The following is a 26,521-nucleotide window of genomic DNA, read 5'->3' as shown; positions in this document are numbered from 1 at the left end:
CGGCGTCGCGCGCCTCGTGACGGGCCAGGCCTTCCGGGGCGCGGGAACCGCGCGATCAGCGCACCCGGCCCGCGGCCGCCCCACGGCACATCAACCCGGGTTCCTCAGGCGCTCCGCCCACTCTCCCGGCGCTCACGCCATTCCCGTACGACCACTTCCACGTCGTACGGCTTCAGGCCCAGCGGCGGTCCAGGTGGTGGCTTGAACATCATCTCGCTGATCTTGGCGTTGATCTCGGTGACGATCCTGCGGACGGCGCCTTCGGAGGGGGCCTCGGCGGCTGCCGCGAGAGCGTCCTCCGCCTCCTTGCGCAGGGCGAGCGTCGGGGGCAGGACCGACAGGCCCTCGCGGGCCATCTTCCGCTTGATCCACCAGAGTTCGTCGTAGGTCGTGTCGTCGTCGGGAAGCGGTCGGCCCACGCCGGGGAGGGCCGTGAAGTCGCCGCGCGCCTCCGCTTCGCGGATCTGTTTGTCGACGAAGGACTCGAAGCTGACACCGGGTGGCTTTCGCTCGGTCATGCCTCCATTGTGCCGGAGCCCGCACAACAGGACGATCCGGCGAATTATCATGCGGCGGCGGCGCGCCAAACGCGCCGTGCGCAGCGACAATTGGAGTTTGACCCGTTAGGAGCGGTACGTGCTCGAACTCACCATGGCCTCGGTCTCCGAGGCGGACGCCGGGGCGACGGCCGGCATGCAGATGGCCGACGCGCCCAGCGAGCCGGGCGGCGTGCTCCGGGTGGGCCGCGATCGGGCGGTGTGCCGGCTCGCGACACCGGACGACTGGCTCTTCGTCTCCCGTGTGCATCTGGAGTTCCTGTGCGGCCCGGACGGGAGCTGGCAGGTCACCTGGCTGCGGGGCTCGCACGCCGACCCCTCCTCCGAGGTGCGGCTGACCCTGCTCAACCACCAGCCCTCGCCGCTCCCGTACGGCGGTACGGCGAAGCTCCCGCACGGCAGCTCCGGCGAACTCGTCATCTACGACCGCACGGGCCCCCGCAGCGTCAACGTGGGCTTCTACCACGAGGCCTGACGGAGCCGCCGCCCCGCCGCACCCGGTTCAGTCCAGCACCCGGGCCAGCGCGAACCCGTCGTACCCCTTGGTGCCCACCGTCTGGATCGCCGTCCCGCTCAACTTCGGGTGCGTGGCGATGAGTTCGATGGCGGCCCGGGTGCCGCGGACGTCCGGCTCGGTGCTGTCGGCGTCGGCGACCCGGCCGCCGCGTACGACGTTGTCGACGACGATGACGCTGCCGGCCCGGGTGAGCTTGAGGGCCCACTCCACGTAGTGCGGGTTGTTGGCCTTGTCCGCGTCGATGAAGACCAGGTCGAACGGCTCGGGGTTCTCGTCGGTCAGCTTGGGCAGCGACTCCAGGGCGGGGCCGACCCGTACCTCGACGAGCCCGTCGAGCCCGGCGCGCGCGATGTTGCGGCAGGCGACCTCCGCGTGTCGGGCGCTGTACTCCAGGGAGATGAGCCGGCCGTCGGCGGGCAGCGCCCGGCCCAGCCAGATGGTGCTGTAGCCGCCCAGGGTGCCGATCTCCAGGATGCGGCGGGCACCCTGGATCTGGGCGAGGAGGTGCAGGAACTTCCCCTGGTTGGCGGCGACGTCGATGGCCGGAAGTCCGGCCGCCTCGTTGTCGCGCAGCGCCGCCTCCAAGGCCTCGTCGTCCGGGGCGAGGTGGGTGGTGAAGTAGACGTCGACGTCGTCCCAGGTCCGCGACTCGCTCATGAAGCTGTGCCTCCCGCGCCTTTCATCAGGACAGTTACTTAGAACAGCTAAGTAGGTGCGCTAATGAATATAGGCGCGGGGCGGGCCCCCTGTCAGCGGTTCCGGGGTGTGTTTCAGTCGTTCGGTGCGGACTTCGTATCCGCCGGCGGCACCGGCACCGGCACCGGCACCGGCATCGGCGCAGGCGGACCCTGCGGGTACGCCCCCGGCGGCATCGGCGCACCGGGCGGGTAGGCGCCCGGCGGCATGAAGACCGCGCCCGGCGGGGGTAGGGGCGGCAGTTGCCGCTTCGCGTTGCGCTTGAGCACGATCGCGACGGCCACCGCCTTGATCGCCAGTACGGCGATGCCGATGCCGAACGACACCAGCCAGCCGGGGATGCCCCACACGGTCCACATCTCGTCCACGTAGATGACCTTTCGATAGGTGTCGTCGGCCGCGGCCCGCCGCAGCGTGTGATCGCCGGAGATCAGCTCCGGCCGCGGGAAGTCCTGCTCGACGGCGGTGAGGAAGTCCGTGCCGCCCGCGGTGAGGTCGCCGAGCGTGCCGACGGGCGCGCCCAGGCGTCCCGCGAAGGTCACCTCCGGCTCGTTCCCGCCGATCGCGGAGCCGGGCTCCATACGGTGCTCGGCGAGAACGTACAGGCCGAGGGCCTGCGGGGTGGCGGCCAGGCGGGACAGGCGCATCGGGTAGACCGGCTCGTCGCTGGCGAAGGTGAGGTGGAGCGGGTCCAGGGTGCCCGAGAGCGGGGTGCTCGCGGCGGAGCCCTCGGAGCCCTCGGAGTCCTCCGGCGCCAGCCTGATCGCCACGTACTCCCACTTCCGCCGGACGTACGGCTCCAGCGCCGTGTCCAGCCGGTCCGGGAGCGCGAAGCCGTTCTCGTCGAGCCAGTCGCCGAGGGCGCCGGAGTCGGTGGCGGTCAGCCGGGCCACGTCGAACGGGCCGAGCCGCTCGCGGCCGACGACGTCCACCGAGGACCGCGGGTCCCGGGGCGCGGCGTCCCCCGCCATGCCGTCGCTCTCGAACATGTCGAACGGCCAGTCGTGCGAGCGCGGCCAGAAGTACTCGCGCCTCTCGTGCACGGGCGCGGTCTCCTCGTCGAGCCGGTCGAAGACGGCCGCGTCGCCGAGCTTCACCGTGGCCCGGTTCGGCACCGGCATGATCCAGGCGGCCGTCCGGGCGTCACCGGAGACCGTCAGGCTCATCAGGATCTGTTCCTCGCGGCCGTCCCAGCGCACCACGGACCGCTCGCGGTTCACCGACATGTTCCGCCCGTCGTCCGGCACCATCGCGCCGCAGCCGCAGGCGTACGCCGGTGCCACGAGCGATGCCAGTTGAAGCCCCAGCAGGGCGAGGACGACCACCAGGAGCCGTTCGCGCGCCCCGCGCCTCCCGTGCGCCCATTCCGCCGGACGCGCGCGCCCCCGTACGAAACCCTTCATCCCCCGTGCCCTCCCGCTGACCTGCCGGCGTGCCGCCCTGCTCGGAGCCATGCTTCCAGGTCTTTGTCAGTGGCCTGTCACGACCCTGCCCGTGATGCGCATCCGTGATCCGCGTCGTGCCCTTGAGCGTGCGGGCGACCTTCCGCGCACTATCGTCATCCGGACAAAACAAGGGCGACTCTCAGGTGAAGAGCGGGTTGCCCGCGTCTCACGACGAGGACAGTGCGAGCCTTCTCGGGGGGACGTCGACGGGGCGGGAGGACGACGGCGCGTGGCGACGGAGCAGAGCAGACCGGGCGGTGCCGTGGGTACGGGCTTGACGGCGGCGCGACTGGTGGCCGTCCGGGCCGTGCTGTGGCTGGTCGCCGCGATCCTGGCGGTGCGGCAGGTCGCGGTCGTGCTGAACACACCCAAGGGCGAGCGGCTGACGGACCTGGAGACCTGGGTCGGACCCAGCGGCGTCCTGCATGTCAACGGCTCGCTGTACGACTCGACGCGCTTCACGGGCACGCCCTTCGGCGGCCTCGTCCTCAAGCCCCTCACCCGAATGGCGGAACAGGCGCTCGGCTGGGGCTGGACCTTCGGCACCCTCCTGCTGGTCGTCGCCCTCGGCCTGGTCGCCGCCCGCGCCCTGCCCCAGCCCGTCACCCGCCGTACGGCACTGCTCGCCGCGCCCGTCGCGGTCACCCTGCTGATGCTGTCGCTGCCGGTGCGGAACACGCTGTACCTGGGCCAGACCAGCATCATCCCCGTCCTGCTCGTCCTGGCGGGCTGCTTCGTGGTCCGGGGCGAGCGCACCAGCGGAGTCTTCATAGGGCTCGCCGCGGCCTTCCAGCCGACCGTGCTGCTGTTCGTGCCGCTGCTGTGGTTCACCGGCCGCAAGCGGGCCGCCGCGAGCACCGGGATCACGTTCGCCGGGGCCACCGCGCTGGCCTGGGCCGCGATGCCGCACGACTCGTACACCTACTGGGTGCACCACCTCGCCGGCGTCGGCCTCGGCGGCCGGGCGGACGACCTCGCCAACCAGTCCCTGCACGGCATGCTGCTCCGGCTGGGCCTTACGGGCCCGCTGGAGATCGTCGTCTTCTTCGCGCTGGCCGCCGCCGTCGCCGTACTCGGCATGCGGCGGGCCATCCACTACGCCCGCGACGGGCAGCTGCTGCTCGCCGTCGCCCTCACCGGCTGTGTCGTGGTCGCCGTCTCGCCGACGTCCTGGAAGCACCAGCTGCTGTGGGTGCTGCTCGCGGTGGTCGGCCGGGTCGGCAAGAAGGCCTCGTCACGGTATGTGTGGCCGGTGGCCGTCGTCCTGGTGATGACGCTGCCGGCGAAGATGATGGTGCCGAACGTGGGCGTCCTGCACCCGGTGCGCGACGACGTCGTCCTGCTGGCCGCGCTCACCGCCGCCCTCGTCGTGCCGTTCCTGTCCCGTACCTCGGAGTACTACCGGGCGCCGATCCCCACGGAGTACGCCCCGAAGGCGGAGACCCGCTTCAGTTGGGCCCCGTTACTGCGCCGGGTGGCCACCCGCCCGAACCTGCTCCTCGAACTGCTGCTGATCCGCGTCACGTACGCCGCCTACCAGCGCACCCGCCTGGAGGCCACCGGCAGCCGGGCCACCGCCGAGGAGCACGCCGGGCAGGTCCTGGCCGCCGAGAAGGCCCTGTTCATCGACATCGAACACTGGTTCAACCACACGGTGGTCGGGATCGGCTGGCTGCGGGACTTCTTCGACTTCTACTACACCTCGTTCCACTTCGTGGTCCCGCTGACCGTCCTCGGCGTCCTCTACTGGCGCCGCCCCGCCGACTACCGCTGGGCCCGCACGGCCATCGGCTTCACCACGGTCCTCGCGCTCGTCGGCTTCTTCTTCTACCCGCTGGCACCGCCGCGCCTGATGCCCGGCCTCGGCATCATCGACACCATCCACGGCGTCCAGGACTTCTCCAGGCCGGACTACGGCAAGCTGACCGAACTCGCCAACCAGTACGCGGCGATGCCGTCCCTGCACTTCGGCTGGTCCCTGTGGTGCGGCCTGACGATCGCGCTGGTCGCGCCCAAGGTGTGGATGAGGGTACTGGGCCTGATGCACCCCTTCTTCACGGCCCTGGCGATCGTCGCGACCGGCAACCACTGGATCCTCGACGCGGTCGGCGGCGCGGCCGTCGTGGGCGCGGGCTTCGGCCTGACGTACCTCCTGACAGGTCCCCGCACCACCGCGCCCCGCCAGGGGCGCGGGGAACCGCGCGACCGGCCACCGGCCACCCGCGGACTCTCCACGGCCGTCCAGCGCGGCGGCGGAGGCAAGGGCGAGGGGTAGAGGCCAGGGCCCTGCAGGGTCCGTCCTGCATACGCGAGAGACCGGTGCCGGCGCCAGGGATTCGAGGGCGGTCCTGGCCGACCGAACGGGCATGCGTCGACATGCGGCCACGGGAGCGCCACCGGGGACGGGCCGACGGCGCCGGGAGGCCGTCGGCCCGAGTGCGGGGGCCGGTGCTGTCAGACGGTGGTGACCTGCAGGTGCTTCACCCCGTTGATCCACGCCGAGCGCAGTCGGCTGGGCTCGCCCACGAGCCTGAGGTTCGGCATCGCGTCGGCGATCGCGTTGAAGATGAGGTCGATCTCCAGGACGGCCAGGGACTTGCCGAGGCAGAAGTGCGGGCCTCCGCCGCCGAAGCCGAGGTGGGGGTTGGGGTCGCGGGTGATGTCGAAGGTGTCGGGGTCGGTGAAGACGTCCGGGTCGTGGTTGGCGGAGGCGTAGAAGATGCCGACGCGGTCGCCCTTCCTGATCGGCTTGCCGCCGAGTTCGACGTCCTGGGTGGCGGTGCGCTGGAAGGAGTTGACCGGGGCGGCCCAGCGGACGATCTCCTCGGCCGCCGTCGCGGGGCGCTCACGTTTGTAGAGGTCCCACTGGTCGGGGTGGGTGAGGAAGGCGTGCATGCCGTGGGTGATGGCGTTGCGGGTCGTCTCGTTGCCCGCGACCGCCAGCATCAGCACGAAGAAGCCGAACTCGTCGGAGGTGAGGTTGCCCTCGTCCTCGGCGGCCACCAGCGTGGTGACGATGTCCTTCGCCGGGCACTGCTTGCGGTCGGCGGCCATGTTCATGGCGTAGGCGATGAGTTCCATCGCCGACTCCTGGCCGACCTCCTCGGTGATGGCGTACTCGGGGTCGTCGTAGGAGATCATCCGGTTCGACCACTCGAAGATCCGGATGCGGTCCTCCTGCGGGATGCCGATCAGCTCGGCGATGGCCTGCAGGGGGAGTTCGCAGGCGACCTCGGTGACGAAGTCGAACGGGCCGGCGTGGGCGACCGCCTCCCGGGCGATGTTCAGGGCGCGGTGGCGCAGGTTGTCCTCCAGCGCGCGGATCGCCCTCGGGGTGAACACGCGCTGCACGATCTGGCGGACCCGGGTGTGCTCCGGCGGGTCCATGTTCAGCAGGATCAGGCGCTGGGCGTCGATCGCGTCGCGCTCGATGTGCTCGTTGAAGCGGATGATCGCGGTGTTGACCGTCGAGGAGAACAACTCGGGGTGCGTGGAGACGTACTTGACGTCCGCGTGCCGGGTGACGGCCCAGTAGCCCTCGTCCGCGAAGCCCGCGATGCCGGGTGCCTGCGGGATCCAGTGGACCGGTTCCGTACGGCGCAGTTCGGCGAACTCCGGGAGGGGGACACGGTGGTGCAGCAGGTCGGGGTCGGTGAAGTCGAACCCGTCGGGCAGCGCTGGACAGGGCATCGGCGACTCCTGACGGAGCATCAGATACAGGGAATTGCGGTGACCGTAGTAACGGGTTCTACAACTAGCAAGGGGTACGGGCCCTTCAGTCGGCCTTTCGGTCGGCTTTTCAGTTGCCGCACGCCCCTTGCGGTCCCGGAGCCGGGCTCAGCAGACTGCTCAAGAGAACTAGAACGCGTACTAGTTCTGCGTGGCGGGCCGGGCCGGGACGCCCCGCGCCGCGCGGGTAACCGTTGAGAGGAATCCCCATGGCCGCGGAACCCGTGATCGTCGAAGCCGTACGCACCCCCATCGGCAGGCGCGGCGGAGCGCTCGCCAACCTGCACCCCGCCTACCTGCTGGGCGAGACCTACCGTGAACTCCTCGGCCGCACCGGCATCCCCGCCGACTGCGTCGAGCAGATCGTCGGCGGCACGGTGACCCACGCCGGCGAACAGTCCATGAACCCCGCGCGCACGGCCTGGCTGACCATGGGCCTGCCGTACGAGACCGCCGCGACGACGGTCGACTGTCAGTGCGGCTCCTCGCAACAGGCCTCGCACATGGTGGCCAACATGGTCTCGGCGGGCGTCATCGACGTCGGGATCAGCTGCGGGGTCGAGGCCATGTCCCGGGTGCCGCTCGGGTCGGGGTCCAAGCACGGGCCCGGGAAGCCGTTCCCGGAGGAGTGGAACGTCGACCTGCCGAACCAGTTCGAGGCGGCGGAGCGGATCGCCCGCCACCGGGGGCTCACCCGGGAGAACGTGGACGCCCTCGGGCTCGTCTCGCAGGAGCGGGCCGCCGCCGCGTGGGCCGAGGAACGGTTCAAGAAGGAGACGTTCGCCGTCCAGGTGCCGACGACCGAGGCGGAGCAGGGCGCCGGACAGGGCATGTGGCGGCTCGTCGACCACGACGAGGGACTGCGCGACACGTCCATGGAGGCGCTGGCCCGGCTGAAGCCGATCATGCCGACGGCCGTCCACACGGCGGGCAACTCCTCCCAGATCAGCGACGGCGCGGCGGCGATCATGTGGGCGTCGAAGCGGATGGCCCGCGCGCTGAAGCTGCGGCCCCGGGCGCGGATCGTCGCCCAGGCGCTGGTCGGCGCGGACCCCCACTTCCACCTCGACGGGCCGATCGACGCGACCAAGGCCGTGCTGGGGAAGGCCGGGATGTCGCTCAAGGACATCGACCTGGTCGAGATCAACGAGGCCTTCGCGTCGGTGGTGCTGAGCTGGGCGCAGGTCTTCGACCAGGATCTCGCGAAGGTGAACGTCAACGGCGGAGCGATCGCTCTAGGGCATCCGGTGGGTGCGACGGGCGCGCGGCTCATCACCACCGCGCTGCACGAACTGGAGCGGACGGACAAGGAGTTCGCTCTGGTGACGATGTGTGCGGGGGGCGGGCTGGCGACCGGGACGATCATTCAGCGGTTGTGACCCGCCGCCGGTCGACCGCGGTGCGGTGACTGTGGTCGGATCGACTGCGGTTCGATCGACTGCGGTTCGATCGACTGCGGTTCGGCCGACTGCGGTTCGGCCGACTGTGGTTCGGTGGCTGTCCGGCTGTCCGGCTGTCCGGCTGTCCGGCTGTCCGGCTGTTCCGCGGCCGGCGTCCGGAGACCGAAAGGGCCCTGCTGGTCGTCCCGCGGCCAGCAGGGCCCTTTCCCGTGGCGGCCCGTCCCCCGTGCCGCCTCGTTCCCCCGTGGCGGCTGGTCGTGCCGCCCCTTTCCCCCGTAGCGGCAAGTCCCCCGTGGGCGTGCCGCTCCGTCCCCCGTCGTGCGCGGCCCCCGTACCGCCCACACCACTGATTCCACCGGGTCGCGCATTGTTAGGCAGGGGGGTCGAGCCTGCCAAACAATGGCCGGACGCGATCTCTCCGCTTGGGTGGCCGAATGCGTACGTTGGTTGTCCGGGACGGTGTGGGTGCGGTGGGAGGGGAACAGCGCGGTGGCGGGTCGTCGTGAGGTGCCGGTCGATCCGGGGGCCGGGCCGGTGCAGCGGTTCGCGTTCGAGTTGCGGAAACTGCGGACCGAGGCGGGCGGTCTCACCTACCGGGCGATGGCCGAGCAGGCGGGCTACTCGATCACCACCCTCTCCCAGGCCGCGGGCGGCGAGCAGTTGCCCACGCTGCCGGTGGCCCTGGCCTTCGTACGGGCCTGCGGCGGCGACCCGGCGGAGTGGGAGATCCGGTGGCACCAGGCCGTCGAGGAGGCCGCCGCCTTCGACCCGGAGAACGACGGGGCGGGCGCCGAGCCGCCGTACCGGGGGCTGGCCCGGTTCGAGACCGACGACAGCGGACTCTTCTTCGGCCGGGACCGGCTCACCGCCGACCTCGTGGACCTGGTGCGCCGCCGCCGGTTCGCGGCGGTCTTCGGCCCCTCCGGCATCGGCAAGTCCTCGCTCCTGCGCGCCGGTCTGATCCCCGTCCTGCGGGAGTCCGAGGAGCCGGACCTGCGACCGTCCGCGATCCGGATCCTGACGCCCGGCGATCAGCTGTCCCGCACGCATGAGCTGCTGCGGGAGGGGAGCGGACCCGGCGACGGCACCGGCACCGGTGACCGGCTCGTGGTCGTCGACCAGTTCGAGGAGGTCTTCACCCTCTGCCACGACCCGGCCGAACGCGCCCGTTTCATCGACCTGTTGCTGACCGCGCGTGACCCGGAGAACCGGTTGCGGGTGCTGGTGGCGGTGCGCGCGGACTTCTACGGCCGGTGCGCCGAGCACCGTGAGCTGGCCGAGGCGCTGGGCGACGCCAATCTGCTGGCCGGGCCGATGAGTTCGACGGAGCTGCGCGAGGTCGTCGTCAAACCGGCCGCGGCCGCCGGGCTGACCGTGGAGCGGGCGCTGACCACCCGGCTGGTCGAGGAGATCACCGACGCGCCCGGCGGGCTGCCGCTGCTGTCGCACGTCCTGCTGGAGACCTGGCGGCGACGCCGGGGCAAGACGCTGACCCTCGCCGGGTACGAGGCGGCCGGCGGCCTGGACGGGGCGATCGCCAAGACCGCCGAGGACGTCCACAGCCGGTTCACCGAGGGCGAGGCGGCCACGGCCCGCCGGGTGCTGCTGCGGCTGATCTCCCCGGGCGACGGCACGCCCGACACGCGCCGGCCCGCGGACCGGGCCGAGTTGGAGACCACGGGCACCGGCCGGGAGGAGGTCGCCCAGGTGCTGGAGGCGCTCACCCGGGCCCGCCTCCTCACCCTCGACGGGCCGACCGTCGAAGTCGCCCACGAGGCGCTCCTCACCGCCTGGCCCCGCCTGCGCGGATGGATCGAGGAGGACCGGGACCGCCTGCGCGCCCACCGGCAACTGACCGAGGCGGCCCGCGCCTGGGAGGAGTTGGGCCGCGACGCGGGCGCGCTGTACCGGGGGAGCCGGCTCGTGACGGCGCGGGAGTACTTCGCGGGCCCCCGCCACACCGACGACCTGACCGACCAGGAAGCCGCCTTCCTCACCGAGGGCCTCGCCGCCCTCGACCAGGAGGAACGCGCCCGCGCCCGGACCACCCGCCGCCTGCGTGTCCTCGTCACCTCCCTCGCCTGCCTCCTGGCCCTCGCGCTGACCGCCACGACGGTGGCCTACTGGCAGCGCCAGAGCGCCCTGGACGCCCAACGTGCGGGACTCTCACGGCAGTTGGCCGCCCAGTCCGCCGCCCTGCTGGACAGCGACACCGACCTCGCCTCGCTGCTGGCCATCAAGGCGTACCGGACGAGCCCCACCCGTGAGGCCACCCGGAGCCTGTACGCCGCCGCGGCCGTCCCTCTGGAACGCCGGCTGACCGGCCACACCGGAACCGTGTCCGCCCTGACCTACAGCCCCGACGGAAAGACCCTCGCCAGCGGTAGTTTCGACGGCACGGTACGGCTGTGGGACCCGGCGACCGGACGTACCCGGAAGGTGCTCGCCGGGCGTGCGGACGCGGACGGCCCCGACCTGGTACGCACCGTGGCCTTCGGCCGGGACGGCAGGACCTTCGCCACCAGCCACGGCGACGACGCGCGGCTGTGGAACCTGGACACCGGACGGGTACGGGCCTCGGTCGCCGTCCGCGACCCCGACGACGACAACATGGCGGCGGTGGGCTTCGATCACGACGGACGCGCGCTGGCCGTCACGGAGGCCGGGCAGGTGCTGGACGTGGCCACCGGCCGCGTCGCGACCACCCTTCAGGGCCCCACCGGTCTGGAGATGGCGGTGGCGTTCTCCCCCGACGGACGCACCCTCGCCACCAGCACCCGGGACCACACCGCGCACCTGTGGGACCTGGACACCGGCCGCGTGCTGTTCGCCCTCAAGAGCAGTACCGGCGTGGTCAGTTCACTGGCGTTCGACTCCGACGGGAAGACCCTGGCCACGGGCACCGAGGACGGCACCGTCCACCTGTGGGACGTGGCCGACGGCAAGCAGCGGACCACCCTCACCAGCGCCAGCAGCCGGGTCGAGTCCATGGCGTTCGACCCGGACGGCAGGACCCTGGCCGCGGGCAGCTACGACGGCACGGTACGCCTGTGGGACCTCTCCACCGGACGCGCCGACACCACGCTCACCGGCCACACCCGCCCGGTGATGTCGGTGGCGTTCGACCCCGACGGGAACGAACTGGCGACGGGCAACGAGGCCGACAGCTTCGGCGGCGGCGACGTCGGGATCCGGCTGTGGAACGTGGGCACGAACCGCCCCCGCGCCACGCTGGACGTCCCCGGCGGAGACCTCCAGTCGGTGACGTTCAGCCCCGACGGCGACACCTTCGCCACCAGCAGCGTCCGGATGAGCGCCGACTTCAGGGACACCACCGCCTCGGTACGGCTGTGGGACACGGCCACCCGCCGCACACGAGCCGTGATCGACAAGGGGCTGACCCATGCGGGGCCGGTCCTCTTCAGCCCCGACGGCAGGACGCTCGCCCTCACCGACGACGCCCGGGCACAGCTGTGGGACGTCCGCACCCGCCGCCAGCGGATCACCCTCCCCGGCCGGTTCGTCAACGGGATGGCGTTCAGCCCCGACGGCCGGACACTGGTGACGGTGGGCGACGGCCTCGTGCTGTGGGACACCGGGACCGGGCGTCCCCGCGTCGAACTCCCCAAGGTCGAGGAGGGCTCGCCGCTGGCGTTCAGCCCCACGGGCGACGTCTTCGCCACCACCGGAGGAGAGGAGGGGGAGATCCGGCTGCGCGACCCCGCCACCGGACGCGTCCGGTCCACGCTCACCGAACCCGACGGCCGCCCCACGCCCGAGGGAGCGCAGGACGACCCCTTCAGGTGGTTCCGGCAGGTGGAGTCCATGGCCTTCAGCCCGGACGGCCGCACGCTCGCCTCCGCCAACTCCGACGGCACGGTACGGCTGTGGAACACCGGTACGGGAGACCTCGACGCCACCCTCACCGTGAGCCTCACGGAGGGCCCGGTCGCGCTGGCGTTCAGCCCCGACGGCCGTACGCTCGCCACGGCCGCCGGCAGCACGGTACGGCTGTGGGACACCACCACGCGGTACGCCCGTGCGACCTTCCCCGGAGGAGGCGCGGCGAGGCTGGCGTTCAGCCCCGACGGCCGCACCCTCGCGGTCGGCGACCACGCCGACCGCCTGCGCCTGTGGGACGCCGCCCTGCCTCTCCCGGCCGAGGCGGTCACCGGCATCTGCCGAGCCGTCCACCGCGAACTCACCCGGCAGGAGCGGGCCCTGTATCTGCCGGACCAGGAATCAGGCGGTGTGTGCTGACGAGACCCAGCCGAGGAAGGCGCTGAACGCGGCGGGCGTCAGGGTGAGTCGGGGGCCCACCGGGTTCTTGGAGTCGCGAACGGCGACGGTGGGCGAGGGCGAGGGCGAGGGGGCTGCGGCGACTTCCACGCAGTCGCCGCCCTGGTCGCTGCTGTGGCGCGACCTACGCCACCGGGTGCCCGCCGGGACGGCGTTGCTCTCCATGACGGCCCTCCATCACCCGTCGGATCAGCTCCGCCGAGTCCCTGAGGGAGAGGGCGGCGGCCTGCAGATGATCGTAACGAAGCGAGCAGTCCCTGACGGTGTCCAATCCGGCGGTCGGATGCCCGCTCCCGTAGCCCTCCGTGTAGACGACGTCCGGGTCGCGGTCGAAGCGGTAGAGGTTGAACGGGCCGGTCAGTCCCGCGTGCGCCCCGGCCTCGAAGGGCAGGATCTGGACGTTGATCCGGGGGTTGTTCTCGAAGGCCAGCAGTTTCAGCAGCTGGCCCCGCATGACCTCCGGCCCGCCGATCCTCTGGTGCAGCGCGGCCTCACCGAGGACGGCCCACAGGACGGGCGGCTCCTCCTTGTCGAAGACGCGCTGACGGGCCAGTCGTACGGCGGTCCGGTCGTCGAGGTCCGTCGCGTCCAGGGCACCGAGCACGGCACGGACGTAGGCCTCGGTCTGGAGCAGGCCCTGGACCATGTGCGTGTGGAACGTGTAGATCCCGGCGGCGCGTGCCTCCAGTTCGGCGACCTGCTGGAACCAGACCGGAAGTTGATGGCGCATCACCAGGACGGCGAGCCGGGACAGCATCCCGCCCGTCTCCAGCGCCACGTCCACCCGCTCGCTGAACTCCAGCGTCGGGCACTTCCTCGCCGTCTCGATCTGTCCGACCAGGGACGTGGCGCACCCGAGGATCTCCCCCAACTGCTTCTGCGTCAGGCCCGCCGTCTCGCGGCAGCGCCGCAGCTCGTAGCCGTAGTAGTCCAGTGGTGACGCGCCGGGATCGAGGGTGTGGATCTGGGTCACGTGCGGTCCCCTCTTCTGAGCTTCAACTCACTCTTTAACAGAATGTGTATGGTCTGTTGCTGACCGTAGTCGCGTCGAGTCGGTCTTGTGGGGTGAACGCATACTTTCCCCCTTCTTCCGGGCGCCCCGCCCGCCCAGTACCGGATCTGCCTCACCGTGGGTGAGCACTCCGCGCATCACATCCGCCGCATCGTCCGGTCGATAGAACGACCGGGAGATGGCGGAGCTGACGGACGCCGTCGAACTGGCGTGACCGAGCTGCTCGCCAACGTCGGGCCTCGTGCTGCTGGACGCGGTGGCGGACAAGCGGGGGCGGGGCACCGGCTCGCCGGCGGCAAGACCGTGTGGTTCGAGTGCCGGGGTGACGACAGTGGCTGACGGTAGTGCGCGGGGCGGGCGAGTCGGGGATGATGTGGGATCTTCGGAAGGGCCCGGGGCGTGGGGTAGGTCAGGGGGTGCGGTGGAGGCGTTCGAGGCGCTGGAAGCGGGGGATCCGGAGCAGGTCGGGCGGTACCGGATCGTGGCGCGGCTTGGTGCGGGCGGAATGGGCCGGGTGTATCTGGGGCGCTCGCCCGGCGGCCGGGCGGTGGCGGTGAAGGTGGTGCGCTCCGAACTGGCCGAGGACGGCGAGTTCCGGCGCCGGTTCGCCCGGGAGGTGGCCGCCGCCCGACGAGTCAACGGGGTGTTCACCGCCGGTGTGGTGGACGCCGATCCGGACGGGTCGCCGGCATGGCTTGCGACGGCGTATGTGCCGGGCGTCGCGTTGGGCGATGCCGTGACCGCGCACGGGCCCTGGCCGCAGGGCCCGGTGCTGGCTCTCGGCGCCGGCCTCGCCGAGGCGCTGGAGGCGATCCACGCGGCCGATGTGGTCCACCGGGACCTCAAACCGTCGAACATCCTCCTCGCGGCGGACGGACCACGGGTGATCGATTTCGGGATCTCGGTGGCTCACGAGGCCAGCGCTTTGACCCGAACCGGCATGGTGGTGGGCACGCCGGGGTTCATGTCCCCCGAGCAGCTGACCGGTAAGCCGATCGGGCCCGCCAGCGATGTCTTCTCCCTCGGGGCGGTGCTGGCATTCACCGCGACGGGATCGGGGCCGTTCGGGACCGGCTCGGGGCATGCCCTGAGTTTCCGCGTCGTCTACGAGGAACCCGACCTGCACCAACTCCCGCCCGTTCTGCGGCCCGTGGTGGCCCGCTGCCTGGCCAAGCAACCTGACCGGCGTCCGGCGGTGGCGGTGCTGCTGGAACAGCTGGCGGAGGCTGCCGCCGAGGAGGCAGGGAAGGCTGAGGCCGCCGGAGTGGCCGCCGCCGCAGCGGCTGTCACCCACACACCCACCCAGCCGGGCTGGCTCCCCGCACCGGTCGCCGCGACCCTGCACTCACGCACCACCACGCACGGGCCCACGGTCCCACCAGCACCAGCACCAGCACCAGCACCAGCACCAGCACCAGCACCAGCACCAGCACCAGCACCAGCACCAGCACCAGCACCGACACCGGCATCAGCACCAGCACCGGCATCAGCGCCGGCATCAGCGCCGACACCGGCACCCGCGCCGGCACCAGCATTGGCACGGCAGCCCGACCCCGCTTCCGTACCGGCTCCCACGTCGGCGGCACTGACCGAGACGTCCGAAGCCGAGACGTCCGAAGCCGAGACACCCGAAGCCGAGCCCTCGCCCAAGAGCCCGGAGGCGGCAGTATCCGGTGGCGGCCCGGCCGCGCCCCCGGCCGGGCCGACCCGCCGACGGGCCCTGCGCGGCCTCGGCGGGGCCGCCATCGCAGGACTCGGCTTCGCCGGCTGGAAGCTCAGCGACGGCGACTCCTCCGCCAAAGAGCCCGAGGTCCTGCCCGGTTCCAGCCGAAGACCCAGCGCATCTCCCACGCCCACTCCCGCCGCCCCGTCCGGCGTGGAGCGGTGGAGATTCGCCACGGGCGACTTCGTGTTCGCGTCGCCGATCGTCGCCGACGGCGTCGTCTACATCGGCGGCGACACCGACGACCTGTACGCGCTGGACACCGAAACCGGCGTACGGCGGTGGACGTTCACCACCGGTGCGGACGTGAGTTCGAAGCCGACTGTCGCCGACGGGACGGTCTACGTGGGCAGTGAGGACAGCAACCTGTACGCGGTGGACGTAGGCACCGGCAAGCAACGGTGGAAATTCCTCACAGGCAAGGGCGGAAGCTCGTCGCCCACTGTCGTCGACGGCGTGGTGTACGTCGGCGGCGGGGGCGATGTCACGTACCGCTTCGGCGGAGGCGGCAACGACTACGAAGACGGCTACGTGTACGCGGTCGACGCCGGCACCGGCAAGCAGCGGTGGAAATTCACCACCCACAGCCGAGTCGAGGAGTCGCCGACCGTTGTCGACGGGGTGGTCTACGCCTGCAGTTTGAGCGGCACCGCGTATGCGGTGGACGCCGACACGGGTAAGCAGCGGTGGGAATTCGCCACCCCCGGCTATCTGGAATCAGCCGCGGCCGTCGTCGACGGCGTGGTCTACATCAGCAGCGGGGACAGAAACCTCTACGCGCTGGACGCCGCGACCGGCAAGCAGCGATGGAAATTCGCTACCGTCAACGTGAGCGCGCCGACGGTCGTCGATGGGACGGTCTACTTGGGTGACGGGAACGGCGACTTGTCCGCCGTGGACGCCGGCACCGGCACGCAGCGATGGAGATCCCGTATCGTCAAAACCCACGGCCTGAGCGCGCCGACTGTCGTTGGCGGGATGGCCTACGTGGGCAGCGGGGACGGCAACCTGTATGCCGTGGACGCCGGCACCGGCGAACAGCGGTGGAAATTCCGCACCGGCAGCCCCGTGTACTCGACGCCCGCCTTCGCCGACGGAGTGGTCTACATCAGCAGCCAGAACGGCGTCCTGTACGCGGTGACGTAGTAACCGGCCGACGTGAGCCTCGGGGCATGGGGAGGCGCCTGCGGCGGCCGGGGCGCGGACCTCGGGGAGGGCGTCAGCTCGCGAGGTTGCTGAGGGTGGAGGACCAGGCGTGGTCGCCGTAGCCGGTGACGACCTGGTCCTTCTTGAGGGACTTGGTGCCGGCGCTCTTGAACTTGGGCGTGGCCGTCCAGGTGGTGAGGCCGTCCATCATGTTGGCCTCGGCGTAGAGGCGGCTGGTGGACGGCTTGATGGCGAAGGCGGCGTTGAAGTTCGCGCCCCGGTGGCTCGCCTTCGTGCCCTTGCCGGTCACGTTGCCCTGCTTGGTGGTCTGGTAGGTCAACTCCGTGGTCACCGAGGTGACCGGGATGTTGAAGATCCGCTCGGTCGTCGTGACCGTCAGGGTGATGGACTTGGTGGTCTTGCCCGGGCGGGAGGCGGCGACCGTACGGCCGGTGAAGACGACGTCCTTGTTGTAACGGACCGTCTTCTGCTTGGCCAGGCCGGGGGTGTCGCCGTGCTGGGTGACGCTGAACGCCCTGTACACCTTGGCGTTCTGCAGATAGCCGACGAACGCCTTCTGCTTGGCCGAGGGCAGCTTGCCGAACGCCTTGCGCGTGTCGGAGGCGCCCGGGGCCTTCTGCAGCCAGCTCTTGTAGGCGGCCACGGTCAGCTTCGCGGGCGCCTTGGGGGCCACGCCTTCGGCCTGCCCGGCGGCGAACGCCTGGCCGGACCCGCCGAGCAGGGCGATGGAGGTGGCTGCGGCGATCGCGGTCGCGGCGATGCGGTTGCTGTGGTTGCGCACGGCGAATTCCCCTCGTCACACCAGTTGTTACTGGTGCGCTTGTTGTTCTTGGTGTCGCGACGAAGCTACGGGCGCGCGGGTCCAGGCGGAATTGTCACTTCGGGCACTGCCTGCCGGGACAGTGCCCGAAGAAACGGCTCTGGGCGCCGGGCCGCTCGGCGGCGTGTACGGCGAAGGCGGCGGCCCGGGGGTCGGGGGCCGCCGCCTTCGGCTGGGAAAGCTGTGCCGGTTGCTGATCAAGCGTGAGTGCTGATCAGTACCAGTTGTTGGCCTGCCAGAAGTTCCACGCGCCGCAGGGGCTGCCGTAGCGGTCCTTCATGTAGTCCACGCCCCACTTGATCTGGGTGGCGGCGTTGGTCTTCCAGTCGGAGCCGGCGGAGGCCATCTTCGCGCCGGGGAGCGCCTGGACCAGGCCGTAGGCGCCGGAGGACGAGTTCGTGGCGTTGACGTCCCAGTCGCTCTCGTGGTCGACGATGTTGGAGAAGCACTGGTACTGGGCCGAGTCCGCGATCATCTTCTTCGCGACAGCCTGGGCCTGAGAGGCGTCCGACGCGGCCTGGGCGGGCGCGGCGGCGAGCAGGGCACCGGTGGCGGCAGCGGCCAGGGTGGCACCGGCGAGGGCCTTCTTCGGGGAGGCGATGCGGCGGAGGACGGAGATGGTCACGGGGATCCTTTTCTTCGGGGATGTGGCCGTCGCGGGCATGCCTTCACCACGTGAGGTGTGGTGGGGGGCGTGCGTCGGCGCCGAGGCCCGGGTGGGCACGTCGGCGCCGTTGCGACTCATCCAGAGAAACAGCCGGAGCGGCCGTCCGCAATGACCCCTTTTGCTAGTGGAAGTCGTATGCGCGCCAGGGGCCCCTCCTGTGACGTGGCTCTCACGCCGCAGGTCAGCCCACATAACACCGTGTGCATGTCACGTACTTCGATCTACGAGCCCGCTTCGTATGTGACGTGCGTCCTGTGGGGTGGTTCACGGCTCGTGCGACGGACGGTGGACGGGGCGTCACCTGTCCGTCATCGGACGGGCGGGGTGAAGGTGACCGCGCTCTCGAACGCGGCCCTGCGGGTGGCCCGGCGCAGTGCCTTCAGCACCGGGGTGCCGAGGGTGAGGGTCAGGACGACGGTGACGACCGCGCGGCCGAGGTCCCAGCCGAGGGACGTGGCCAGGCAGTACGCGACGAAACGCGCGAGGTTCGTGGCCGGGCCGGCCGCCCCGTCGAAGGCGATGTTCGACGCGAGCGTGTCGATGAAGGGCCAGCCGTAGAGGTTCATGACCGTGCCGTACGCGAAGGCGGCGATGAAGCCGTAGACGGCAAGCAGGGCGAGTTCGGCACGGCCGCGCAGACGGTGTGCGCCCGGCAGCAGTCCGGCGCCCATCGCGAACCAGCCCATCGACAGCATCTGGAACGGCATCCACGGGCCCACCCCACCCGTGAGCAGCGCCGACGAGAACATCGTCACCGCGCCGAGCGTGAAGCCGAAGCCGGGACCGAGGACACGGCCGCTCAGCACCATCAGGAAGAACATCGGCTCGATTCCGGCGGTCCCGGCCCCGATGGGGCGCAGCGCCGCGCCGGTCGCCGCGAGCACCCCGAGCATCGCCACCGCCTTCGCCCCCAGCCCGGCCTCGGAAAGTGTCGCGCCGACGACCCCGACCAGCAGCACGAGCAGTCCCGCGAACAACCAGGGGGCGTCCTTCGCGTGCGCGGTCACCTGCGACCCGGGGTCCGCGAAGAAGGGCCAGCCGAAGGCCGCGGCCCCGATGAGACTGACGAGGAGGAGGGCGGCGATGGTGCGGGGGGAGAGGGGGACGGGGCGGCTCATGGCTGCTCCCCCGGGGTGGGTGCGCCCTGCCGCGGCCGTGCCCGTCCCGCCGCACGCAGAGCACGTCGTACCTGGGCCGTGGTCAGCCACGGCTGCGGCGCGAGGATCTTCGTCACCTGGGGGGCGAAGGACGGGGAGCCGACGACGACCTCGGGGGTGGGGCCGTCCGCGACGACCTCGCCGTCGGCGAGGATCACCACGCGGTGGGCCAGCTCGGCGGCCAGTTCCACGTCGTGGGTGGCCAGGATGATGGCGTGGCCCTCGTCTGCGAGGGCGCGCAGGGTCGTGACCAGGCGGGACTTGGCCGCGTAGTCGAGACCCCGGGTCGGCTCGTCGAGGAGGAGCAGCGGCGGGCGGGCCGTGAGGACGACCGCGAGCGCGAGGGCCAGCCGCTGCCCCTCCGACAGGTCGCGAGGGTGCGTGTCGTCCCCGATCCCGGGCAACAACTCGGAGACGAGCGCCCGGCAGGTGCCCGGCTCGGCCCCCGCGTCCCGGTCGGCCGCCGCGCACTCCGCCGCGACGGTGTCCGTGTACAGGAGGTCGCGGGGTTCCTGCGGTACGAGTCCCACGCGGCGTACGAGGTCCCTGGGCGCCGTGCGGTGGGGCGTCAGCCCGCCCACGCGCACCGAACCGGCCGCCGGTGCCACCAGGCCGACGAGGGCGGAGAGGAGCGTGGACTTGCCGGCGCCGTTGCGGCCCATGAGGGCGATCGTCTCGCCGGGGGTGACGGTGAGGGTGACGTGGGTGAGGGCGTGGACTTGGCCGCGGTGGACGTGGAGGGCGTCGACCACCGCCGGGGCGGCGTGAGTTGAGGGGGTGTCAGGGGTGTCAGGGGTGTGAGGAGTGTCAGGGGTGGTTGGTGTGGCTGGTTTGCGGAAGAGGCGGCGGAGGAGTGGGGGTGTCGGAGCCGGGGAGGGCTCGGGGGGTTCGGTTGTGGGCGGGGTGCGGGTGGGTCGTGGCTGGTCGCGCAGTTCCCCGCGCCCCTTCAGGGCGTGGGTGGCGGCCGGAGTGTGCGTGGCCAGGGTTTCCCGTAGGGGTCCCGATCGGCGGCGGGCGTCTCGGACCGTCAGGGGCAGGGGGGACCAGCCCGCCAGGCGGCCCAGGTCCACCACCGGGGGGTACACCGGGGAGATCGCCATCATCTCGGCGGGGGTGCCCAGGGTCAGTGGGTCGCCGGGGGCCGGGAGGAGGGCGACCTGGTCGGCGTACTGGACGACGCGTTCCAGGCGGTGTTCGGCCATGAGGACGGTCGTGCCGAGGTCGTGGACGAGTCGTTGGAGCACGGCCAGGACCTCCTCGGCGGCGGCCGGGTCCAGTGCGGAGGTCGGCTCGTCGAGGACGAGTACGCGCGGGTGCGGGGTGAGGACGGACCCGATGGCGACGCGCTGCTGCTGGCCGCCGGAGAGCGTGGCGATGGGACGGTCGCGGAGCGCGGCGAGCCCCAGCAGGTCGAGCGTCTCCTCCACCCGGCGCCGCATGACATCCGGTGCTATGCCCAACGACTCCATCCCGTAGGCGAGTTCGTCCTCGACGGTGTCCGTCACGAAGTGGGACAGCGGGTCCTGTCCCACCGTGCCGACCACGTCGGCGAGTTCACGTGGCTTGTGCGTACGGGTGTCCCGCCCGGCCACCGTGACCCGGCCGCGCAGGGTGCCGCCGGTGAAGTGCGGCACGAGCCCGCTCACCGCCCCGAGCACCGTCGACTTGCCGACGCCCGACGGGCCGACGAGCAGCACGAGTTCGCCCTCCGGGACCTCGAAGTCGACGCCCCGGACGGTGGGTTCGGCCGCTCCGTCGTACGTCACGGAGACATCCTCGAAGCGGATCATGCGGTTTCCTTCGTCGGCGGGGCGGAGTTCGGGGTGGGCGCCGAGGGGGCGGAGTCCGAAGTGGGCGTCGGTGGGGCGGGTGTCGGTGGGGCGGTGTTCGGCGGAGGGCCGGATGGGGCGGCGGGCCTCGGCGGGCCGGGTACGACGAACGCGGGGAGCAGGCCCAGCAGGATGGCGGCGGCGGGCCGGAGGGGGAGGTCCGGCCGGGTGAGGGGGACGACGGTGGGGTGGAGGGCGGCGGAGTCGTACGAGGCGAGGACGATCAGCAGTACGGCGACGGTCACGCCGGACCCGGCCACCAGCCACGCGCGCCCGCCCCACACGTCGGGCCGGTAGCGGGTGCGCGGTGAGCGACGGCCGCCCAGCCGCAGGCCCGTGAGCGCGGCGGCCAGCCCGGTGAGCAGTACGGGGAGGCCGTAGGTGCCGCCCTCGGCGGTCAGGACGCCGTACGTTCCCGCGCAGACGCCGAGCAGCCCGCCGAGGGTGAGCGCGGCGGTCGTCCGGCGGACCCGGGCGGGGACCTGTGCCGTACGGCCGTAGCCGCGCGAGTCCATCGCGGCGGCGAGCGCGACCGATCGCTCCAACGCGCCCTCCAGCACCGGCAGTCCGACGTGCAGCAGCCCACGTACGCCCCGGTCCGGCCGCCCGCGCAGCCGTCGGGCCGCCCGCAACCGCTGGACGTCCGCCACCAGGTGCGGCGCGAACGTCATCGCCACCACCACGGCGACACCCGCCTCGTAGAGGGCGCCCGGCAGCGACTTGAGCAGCCGCGCCGGGTTCGCGAGGGCGTTCGCGGCACCGACGCAGATCAGCAGGGCGGCCAGCCGCAGCCCGTCGTACAGCGCGAACAGAAGCCCCTCCGCCGTGACCCGGCCACCCAGCCGGATCCCCTGCGCCCAGCCGGGCAGCGGCACTTCGGGCAGCGTGAACAGGGTGTACGTCCCGGGGATGGGCGACCCCAGCACGACCGCGAAGCCCAGCCGAACGACCAGAACCGCCAACCCGAGCTTCACGAACGCGGCGTAGGAGCGGGCCCAGGGGGCGTCGGTGCGATGCGTCGCCACGACATACCCGGCGACCGCGATGAGAAGGGCGAGGAGCAGGGGGTTGGTGGTACGCGACGCGGCGGTGGCGAGCCCGAGCGCCCACAGCCACCAGGCGAGCGGGTGCACACCGGCGTTCCGGGTCGCCCGGACCGTTGACTGTCGCGGCGCCGGGGCGGTGTCGCGGGCCGTCTCGGTCGTGGGTTGTCGCGGTGCCGGGGCGGTGTCGCGCGCAGTCCCAGGTGGGGGCTGACGTGTCGCCGGGTAGGTTCCGCCCACGGTCGTAGCCGCGGGGGGCTGTGCCGCCGGGCCGGTTTCGTGTTCCGTCCCAGGCGCGGGCCGATGGGCCGCCGGGTCGGTATCTCTCGCCGTCGTACGTGCGGGCAGTCGTGCCGTCGGGGCGGCACGGGTGGGCGCGACGGCACCTCGTACCGCCGAGTCGCGGAACCGCCCCCCGGACGACGCCGCCCTCGGGCGCCCTGTGAACCACCGCATTGCGCCCTACCCCCGGCGCCGCCGCGCCTGCCACACCGCCGCGGCTCCCAGCGCGGCGACCACCCCCACGCCCACGAACAGCCCGACGGACGGCCCCTCTCCCTCGGCTCCCTCGGCTCCCTCGGCTCCCTCGGCTCCCTTGGCTCCCTCGTCGGAGGCGGCTGCGGGCGGCGAACTCGGGGCGTCGGTACGGGCGTCGGCGGTGGGCTCGGTATCGGTATCGGTGCCGCCGTCGACGGCGACCGCCTCACCACACCCCTTCCCCGGATAGCCGACGATGGCGCAGAGCAGCGCGTTCGTGTCGTACCGGAGCGGCTTCGCGACAGAGGCCAACGCCTCGGCCGTGGTCGCGTCGTCCGGCACCCGCGCACAGGCCGTACGCGCCGCCGGAGGCGTCTCACCGGCCGGCGCGTCCGCCGCCGTACCGAAGTCGATGACCAGCGCGACCCGCTTCTCCCCGCCCCGCGCGGCCGTACCGCCGCAGATCGCGGCGAAGTCGGCCGCTCCACGCGGTCGCGCCGCATCCGCGGAGTCCCGGCTGACGGCGAACCGGAACCCCTGCACGTCCCCGTCGGACGGCCGCGCGGTCGACGGCCCCTGCGTGGCAAACGCCCAGGCCGAACCGTCCCGCTCCCAGAAGGACCAGTAGCGGTAGGCGGCTGCATGGGCCAGCCCCACGCTCCCCAGCACGAGCAGGACGCCGCAGAGCAGGAGCAACACACCGCGCGGCCGGGGCGCGAGCGCCGAGACCGACGACCTCGCGTCCGTCGACGGCGCGCTCCACGGCAACGCGGCGGACGGGAGCGGAAGCGCCGCCGACCGCACCGCGCCCGCCGGCATCGCACTCGGCGCCGACGGGCTCAACGGCCACGCGTCCACCGAAGTCGGGCCCATCGAAGTCGGGCCCATCGAAGTCGGGCCCATCGAAGTCAGGCCCATCGAAGTCGGGCCCACCGACATCGCGCCCGTCGCCACGGCAGTCGACCGCCGCGCGGCGGCCCTCCGGCGGCCGGTCACGCCTGCCGCCGCTTCCTCAGCACGACCCCGACGACCCCCACAGCGACGGCGACGACGGCGGCGAGCCCGAGCCCGATCGCCCACCACGCACCCGCACCCGCACCGAGACCGTCGCCGTCCTCCTCCCCGGCGGCCGCGTCGTCGTGCGGCACGGAGGAGTAGTCGTCCACGTCACGCGCCGGACCGGTGTCCTTCAGCTGGGCCACGAGGTCGGCGCCGCCGAAGTCGCGCGGATCCTCGCCGGAGGCATGCGCGGCGAAGACGAGCTGGGCGTACGCGGCCGGCCCGGCCTTGGCAGCCCAGGCACCGTAGTTCTTCTCCAGCCAGGCGAGCGGCTTCTCGGTCGCGTCCGCATCCCCGGCGGCGGCGAGCGCGACGACCGCGTCGGCGGTGTTGCCGTGGTCGGGCTGATCCTCCGCCCCCGCGAGCGCGGACTTCAGGTAACCGTCGGCGGCGAGGACACCGGCCAGGTGGACGGCCCCGTTGTGGGCCAGATCCTCGGGGGAGTCACCCGCGACGCACTCCCCGGCGAAAGCCGCCCGAGTCCCCGCCGCACTCTCTCCCTCGGCCACGAAGCCCTCACCCAGGCTGCCGAGCACGGCGGCAGCCGTGGCATCGGCGTTCGCGGCGAGACCACCCTTCTTGTCGGGCTGGTAGGCGAAGGCGCCGGCGTCCTTCCCCTCACCCTTGCCATCCGCGCCATCCGCGCCATCCGCGCCACCCCGGCCCTTCTTCTCCCCGTCCTCCCCGTCCTTCCCATCCCCGCAGGGGAGGGCGAGGGCGCGGAGGGCGTCGTAGGGGGAGTTGCCGTTCCTCTCCTGCTTCTCGGGGGCGCCGCCCACGGCGGTCAGCGCGCCGATCACGACGGACGTCGAGTTCGCGTCGCTGGGCCCGCCGGCGGTGTAGCCCCAGCCGCCGTCCTTGTTCTGGTTCTCCTTCAGCCACCGCACGGCCCGCCCGGCCTCGGCGTCCCGCCCGCCGACCGCGGCGAGCGCCTGCACCGCGGCGGCCGTGCTGTTGGTGTCGACGGCAGTCTTGGCGTCGCACGGCGCGGTGGCGTCGGCCCGGTACGCCGCGAACGCCCCGCTCGCGCACTGCTGCCCGACGAGCCACTCCACCGCCCCGGCACCCGGCTTCTCCCCCACGGTGTCCAGCGCGAGCAGGGCGAGGGACTGCCGCCAGACACCGTCGTACGTGGGGTCGGTGGAGCCGTACAGACCGGTGGGGGTCGCCTGCGACGCCGAGGCGGAGGGAGCGGCGGAGACATCGGAAGCCGCCTCAGAAGATGCGGAAGTCGCGTCAGGAGATGCGGAGGTCGCGTCATTGGCGAGGGCCACCGGCGCGAAGCCGGTACCGAGTCCCGTACCGAGTCCCGTACCGAGCCCGGTTGTGACGGCCAGTACGGCGACTACCGCTGCGCTGCGGCGGACATTCATGATCGGCGGCTGCCTCTCCCTGACGGGGAGCCGGGCGGCACGGCGAAGCGCCGGGCGGCTCGGCTCCGTATTCCTCGACGGTGCCGTACACCGGCGGGCCGCCGGTGATGCGAGCCGGTCACGGTTCCGCACAGGGCAGTCCGACTCGCCGCCCCCTTGCCGGGGTCGGCTCACGGTTGCGGGTCAGCGCCGGATTTGCACCGGCTTCCCCCTGTACGGGTGTGATGACGACCCGGTCACTCTACCTGTCGGTAGCCAAAAGCCTGAGGGCCGTCTGTGCGCCGGGATAGGTTCGCGCCATGCGTACGGGGAGACTGCTCGGGTCGGGGCGCACGGCCGACGTGTACGAACTCCACGCCGACGAAGGCGAGTCCGCGACGGAAGCGCCCGTCGCCGTCACCGGCGAGGGCACCGCCGGTGCCCTCGCCGTACGGGACGCCCGTGACGCAACCGACAGCCCTACCGAACCCGGCCGACGCGACGTCACCGGCGGCCCTGGCAGCCGTGCCGGAGTCGGCGGTCCCGGAGGTCCGGGCAGCCGTGCCGGAGTCGGCGGTCCCGGAGGTCCGGGCAGCCGTGCCGGAGTCGACGGCCCCGGCGGTCCCGGAGGCCCTGGCAACCGCCTCGGAGTCGACGGCCCCGGGCGGCCGGGCGGCCCCACCGCGGCCTGGGTGCTGCGGCGTTACCGTGACGACTGGGGTGACGCGGCTGCCGAGGCCGAGGTCATGGAGTACGTGCGGAGCCACGGTTACCCCGTTCCGCGCGTGCGCTCGGCGACCCGTACGGAGATGGTGCTGGAGCGGCTGTCCGGCCCGACCATGCTGGAGGCCGTCGCCGCCGGCCTGCTGGACCCGGCGCAGACCGGCGCCACCCTGGCCCGCCTCCTCCACGCCCTCCACGCCCTCCCGCCCCGCGACGGCCACGCCCCCTCGGCGCCCCGCGACGGCCACGCCCCCTCGGCGCCCCGCGACGGCCACGCCACCTCGGCGCCCCGCGACGACGACGCCCCCTCCGCACTCCGCGACGACGACACCCCCTCCGTGTCGCCCCGCGACGACGACACCCCCTCCACGTCGCCCCGCGCCCCGGCCACCCGCGTCCTCCACCTGGATCTGCACCCCGAGAACGTCATCGTCACGCCCCAGGGTCCCCAGGTCATCGACTGGAGCACCGCCGAGGAGGGGCCGCCCGGCCTTGACTGGGGCATCTCCGCGATGATCCTCGCCCAAGTCGCCGTCGACTCCGCCGACTTCCGCGCGGAGATGGCCCGCGCCACCCTCGTCTCCCTCCTCGCCCACCAGCACGACGGCCCCTCCGCCCTGACGGAAGAGGGCCTCGTCGAGGCGAGGCGACGCCGGGCGGCCAACCCGACGATGACCATGCGCGAAGTGGAACTCATGGGAGTCGCGGAGGAGTTGATCCGTTCCCTCACGGATCCGGGGCCGACGGCCTGAGGGCACGACGGCCTGAGGGCACGACGGCCTGAGGGCACGACGGCCTGAGGCGACGACAGCCTGAGGCGACGACGGCCTGAGGGCACGGCCGGCCGGA

Annotated in this window: 19 protein-coding genes and 1 riboswitch; of the genes, 6 read left to right on the top strand and 13 right to left on the bottom strand. The window is 72.3% G+C overall.

The genetic code is table 11. The annotated features are described in order from the left end of the window. Positions 1 to 104: 104 nt before the first annotated feature. Entirely contained in the window at positions 105 to 518 is a 414-nt protein-coding gene (locus tag OG272_RS14105; RefSeq protein WP_326583160.1) for a DUF1992 domain-containing protein, read from the bottom strand. 118 nt (positions 519 to 636) lie between these two features. Here OG272_RS14105 and OG272_RS14100 point away from each other — a divergent pair, with 118 nt between their 5' ends. Next, positions 637 to 1,032, top strand: coding sequence for a hypothetical protein (locus OG272_RS14100; protein WP_326583161.1), 396 nt, complete (start codon positions 637 to 639; stop codon positions 1,030 to 1,032). A gap of 27 nt (positions 1,033 to 1,059) precedes the next feature. Here OG272_RS14100 and OG272_RS14095 read toward each other — a convergent pair whose 3' ends face one another. Both OG272_RS14095 and OG272_RS14090 read right to left on the bottom strand, forming a co-directional pair. Next, positions 1,060 to 1,731, bottom strand: coding sequence for an O-methyltransferase (locus tag OG272_RS14095; RefSeq protein ID WP_326583162.1), 672 nt, complete (start codon positions 1,729 to 1,731; stop codon positions 1,060 to 1,062). Between the two features lie 113 nt (positions 1,732 to 1,844). Continuing rightward, positions 1,845 to 3,173 carry a DUF2330 domain-containing protein gene (locus tag OG272_RS14090; RefSeq protein ID WP_405893512.1) on the bottom strand — a complete coding sequence of 443 codons (1,329 nt, stop codon included), beginning with the start codon at positions 3,171 to 3,173 and terminating at the stop codon, positions 1,845 to 1,847. 271 nt (positions 3,174 to 3,444) lie between these two features. On the opposite strand from OG272_RS14090, the gene OG272_RS14085 reads away from it, so the two are divergent. Further along, the gene (locus tag OG272_RS14085) at positions 3,445 to 5,490 is read left to right on the top strand and encodes a bifunctional glycosyltransferase 87/phosphatase PAP2 family protein (RefSeq protein ID WP_328222904.1); all 2,046 of its coding nucleotides are present in this window, start codon (positions 3,445 to 3,447) and stop codon (positions 5,488 to 5,490) included. A 179-nt stretch (positions 5,491 to 5,669) separates the two neighbouring features. Here OG272_RS14085 and OG272_RS14080 read toward each other — a convergent pair whose 3' ends face one another. Beyond that, entirely contained in the window at positions 5,670 to 6,905 is a 1,236-nt protein-coding gene (locus OG272_RS14080) for a cytochrome P450 (RefSeq protein ID WP_328222903.1), read from the bottom strand. Positions 6,906 to 7,153: 248 nt separating this feature from the next. On the opposite strand from OG272_RS14080, the gene OG272_RS14075 reads away from it, so the two are divergent. Both OG272_RS14075 and OG272_RS14070 read left to right on the top strand, forming a co-directional pair. Further along, positions 7,154 to 8,323: a steroid 3-ketoacyl-CoA thiolase gene (locus tag OG272_RS14075; RefSeq protein ID WP_326583171.1), complete on the top strand. Its 1,170-nt coding sequence runs from the start codon at positions 7,154 to 7,156 to the stop codon at positions 8,321 to 8,323. 510 nt (positions 8,324 to 8,833) lie between these two features. After that, the gene (locus tag OG272_RS14070; protein WP_327729973.1) at positions 8,834 to 12,604 is read left to right on the top strand and encodes a helix-turn-helix domain-containing protein; all 3,771 of its coding nucleotides are present in this window, start codon (positions 8,834 to 8,836) and stop codon (positions 12,602 to 12,604) included. Here the strand turns inward: OG272_RS14070 and OG272_RS14065 are convergent. Next, positions 12,587 to 12,808 carry a DUF397 domain-containing protein gene (locus OG272_RS14065; protein WP_405893510.1) on the bottom strand — a complete coding sequence of 74 codons (222 nt, stop codon included), beginning with the start codon at positions 12,806 to 12,808 and terminating at the stop codon, positions 12,587 to 12,589. The genes OG272_RS14070 and OG272_RS14065 overlap by 18 nt on opposite strands. Continuing rightward, entirely contained in the window at positions 12,768 to 13,616 is an 849-nt protein-coding gene (locus OG272_RS14060; RefSeq protein WP_326583174.1) for a helix-turn-helix transcriptional regulator, read from the bottom strand. The genes OG272_RS14065 and OG272_RS14060 overlap by 41 nt, the downstream gene beginning before the upstream one ends. Positions 13,617 to 14,076: 460 nt before the next feature. On the opposite strand from OG272_RS14060, the gene OG272_RS14055 reads away from it, so the two are divergent. Beyond that, positions 14,077 to 16,524 carry a PQQ-binding-like beta-propeller repeat protein gene (locus tag OG272_RS14055; protein ID WP_405893508.1) on the top strand — a complete coding sequence of 816 codons (2,448 nt, stop codon included), beginning with the start codon at positions 14,077 to 14,079 and terminating at the stop codon, positions 16,522 to 16,524. A 73-nt stretch (positions 16,525 to 16,597) separates the two neighbouring features. Here the strand turns inward: OG272_RS14055 and OG272_RS14050 are convergent, their stop codons facing one another. The 7 genes from OG272_RS14050 to OG272_RS14020 all read right to left on the bottom strand — a co-directional run bounded on the left by OG272_RS14050 (position 16,598) and on the right by OG272_RS14020 (position 24,970). Continuing rightward, the gene (locus OG272_RS14050; protein WP_405893506.1) at positions 16,598 to 17,326 is read right to left on the bottom strand and encodes a hypothetical protein; all 729 of its coding nucleotides are present in this window, start codon (positions 17,324 to 17,326) and stop codon (positions 16,598 to 16,600) included. A gap of 253 nt (positions 17,327 to 17,579) precedes the next feature. Then, the gene (locus tag OG272_RS14045) at positions 17,580 to 18,029 is read right to left on the bottom strand and encodes a transglycosylase SLT domain-containing protein (RefSeq protein WP_326583178.1); all 450 of its coding nucleotides are present in this window, start codon (positions 18,027 to 18,029) and stop codon (positions 17,580 to 17,582) included. Positions 18,030 to 18,340: 311 nt separating this feature from the next. Continuing rightward, positions 18,341 to 19,150, bottom strand: a complete 810-nt coding sequence (locus OG272_RS14040; protein ID WP_326583179.1) for an ECF transporter S component — start codon at positions 19,148 to 19,150, stop codon at positions 18,341 to 18,343. After that, positions 19,147 to 20,979, bottom strand: coding sequence for an ATP-binding cassette domain-containing protein (locus tag OG272_RS14035; protein WP_327729977.1), 1,833 nt, complete (start codon positions 20,977 to 20,979; stop codon positions 19,147 to 19,149). The genes OG272_RS14040 and OG272_RS14035 overlap by 4 nt, the downstream gene beginning before the upstream one ends. After that, a complete protein-coding gene (locus OG272_RS14030; protein ID WP_405893503.1) occupies positions 20,976 to 22,151 on the bottom strand; it encodes an energy-coupling factor transporter transmembrane component T in 1,176 nt (391 codons plus the stop codon). Before OG272_RS14030 ends, OG272_RS14035 begins: the two co-directional genes overlap by 4 nt. A 372-nt stretch (positions 22,152 to 22,523) precedes the next feature. Next, a complete protein-coding gene (locus OG272_RS14025; RefSeq protein ID WP_405893501.1) occupies positions 22,524 to 23,411 on the bottom strand; it encodes an SCO2322 family protein in 888 nt (295 codons plus the stop codon). Between the two features lie 119 nt (positions 23,412 to 23,530). Further along, the gene (locus OG272_RS14020) at positions 23,531 to 24,970 is read right to left on the bottom strand and encodes a prenyltransferase/squalene oxidase repeat-containing protein (protein ID WP_405893499.1); all 1,440 of its coding nucleotides are present in this window, start codon (positions 24,968 to 24,970) and stop codon (positions 23,531 to 23,533) included. Between the two features lie 116 nt (positions 24,971 to 25,086). Next, positions 25,087 to 25,221, bottom strand: a riboswitch (cobalamin riboswitch). A gap of 48 nt (positions 25,222 to 25,269) precedes the next feature. Here OG272_RS14020 and OG272_RS14015 point away from each other — a divergent pair. After that, the gene (locus OG272_RS14015) at positions 25,270 to 26,424 is read left to right on the top strand and encodes a phosphotransferase family protein (protein WP_405893497.1); all 1,155 of its coding nucleotides are present in this window, start codon (positions 25,270 to 25,272) and stop codon (positions 26,422 to 26,424) included. Positions 26,425 to 26,521 lie beyond the last annotated feature (97 nt).

The sequence above is a fragment of the Streptomyces sp. NBC_00104 genome, assembly GCF_045160825.1.
Classification (GTDB): domain Bacteria; phylum Actinomycetota; class Actinomycetes; order Streptomycetales; family Streptomycetaceae; genus Streptomyces.
This window is presented reverse-complemented; position numbering and strand designations above follow the sequence as displayed.

Coding starts and splice junctions, on each gene's coding strand:
- OG272_RS14105 (WP_326583160.1), bottom strand. CDS start 518: ATGACCGAGCGAAAGCCACCCGGTGTCAGCTTCGAGTCCTTCGTCGAC.
- OG272_RS14090 (WP_405893512.1), bottom strand. CDS start 3,173: ATGAAGGGTTTCGTACGGGGGCGCGCGCGTCCGGCGGAATGGGCGCAC.
- OG272_RS14075 (WP_326583171.1), top strand. CDS start 7,154: ATGGCCGCGGAACCCGTGATCGTCGAAGCCGTACGCACCCCCATCGGC.
- OG272_RS14080 (WP_328222903.1), bottom strand. CDS start 6,905: ATGCCCTGTCCAGCGCTGCCCGACGGGTTCGACTTCACCGACCCCGAC.
- OG272_RS14095 (WP_326583162.1), bottom strand. CDS start 1,731: ATGAGCGAGTCGCGGACCTGGGACGACGTCGACGTCTACTTCACCACC.
- OG272_RS14065 (WP_405893510.1), bottom strand. CDS start 12,808: ATGGAGAGCAACGCCGTCCCGGCGGGCACCCGGTGGCGTAGGTCGCGC.
- OG272_RS14015 (WP_405893497.1), top strand. CDS start 25,270: ATGCGTACGGGGAGACTGCTCGGGTCGGGGCGCACGGCCGACGTGTAC.
- OG272_RS14035 (WP_327729977.1), bottom strand. CDS start 20,979: ATGATCCGCTTCGAGGATGTCTCCGTGACGTACGACGGAGCGGCCGAA.
- OG272_RS14020 (WP_405893499.1), bottom strand. CDS start 24,970: ATGAATGTCCGCCGCAGCGCAGCGGTAGTCGCCGTACTGGCCGTCACA.
- OG272_RS14025 (WP_405893501.1), bottom strand. CDS start 23,411: ATGGGCCCGACTTCGGTGGACGCGTGGCCGTTGAGCCCGTCGGCGCCG.
- OG272_RS14045 (WP_326583178.1), bottom strand. CDS start 18,029: ATGCCCGCGACGGCCACATCCCCGAAGAAAAGGATCCCCGTGACCATC.
- OG272_RS14040 (WP_326583179.1), bottom strand. CDS start 19,150: ATGAGCCGCCCCGTCCCCCTCTCCCCCCGCACCATCGCCGCCCTCCTC.